Genomic DNA, 935 nt, shown 5'->3' with positions numbered 1-935 from the left:
TCATAGCAGAACGGGCTTAAGTGTACACCGAGAAGGTCTAATTCTTTACGGTCAGAAATAATACTCCAATCTACGGTTACCGGCTGTCCGAATACAGAGAACTCTACGAATCTTCCCATCTTACGGATGCAGTCCAGCCCCTGCTGTACGCTGGACGGATGTCCGCTTGCTTCGATGTAAATATCGCATCCGTATCCACCTGTCAGTTCTTTGATCTTTGCAACAACATCTTCTTTTCCAGGGTTCATAACCAGGTCAGCTCCGAACTCTTTTGCTTTCTCAAGACGTGCATCATTCATATCCAGTACGATGAGGAGCTTCGGATTTGCCTGACGGAGTGCACCTACCATACCAAGTCCGAGTGTTCCTACACCAGACTGTACAACAACGTCGGTTGTCTTAACCTGTGCACGGTCTACGCAGTGGAAAGAGCATGCATATGGCTCGATCAACGCTGCCTGCTCGATCGGCATATCTGCCGGTACGAAATATGGAAGAGCTTCTTTTGTCAATTTTACATACTCAGCCATACCACCATTTACGTTCTTCTGGAATCCGAACAGATCATGTTTCTCACACATCCAATGACGGCCTGTCTTACAGAACATACACTCTCCGCAAGGAACGATCTGTTCCGGACAGATACGGTCGCCTAATTTCCAGTTTCCTTTTACGTTTGGTCCGATCTCTACAACTTTACCAACGAACTCATGTCCCGGGATCATCGGTTCTTTGATGTACTTCGGCTGTCCGTCAAATCCCCAGAAGCTGGCAGCTCCTGCATACGCTTTCGTATCACCTGCGCAGATACCACATGCTTCTACTTTTAAGATCATCTCGCCCTCACCGGCTCTTGGTGTGTCCACCATCTCAAATCTGTAGTCTCCAGGTGCATACGCAACGATTGCTTTCATTTTCTCTGGTAAATTGCTCAT

Annotated in this window: 1 protein-coding gene; it reads right to left on the bottom strand. The window is 47.5% G+C overall.

Annotated elements, in window-relative coordinates; translation table 11 throughout:
* Positions 1 to 935: alcohol dehydrogenase catalytic domain-containing protein (locus tag H8S07_RS14215; protein ID WP_186856272.1), on the bottom strand; the 935-nt coding region annotated here is incomplete at both ends.

Source organism: Dorea hominis (assembly GCF_014287705.1).
GTDB classification, from domain to species: domain Bacteria; phylum Bacillota; class Clostridia; order Lachnospirales; family Lachnospiraceae; genus Dorea_D; species Dorea_D hominis.
Note: the sequence above shows the minus strand (reverse complement) of the source record. Positions and strands in the feature narration are given on the sequence as shown.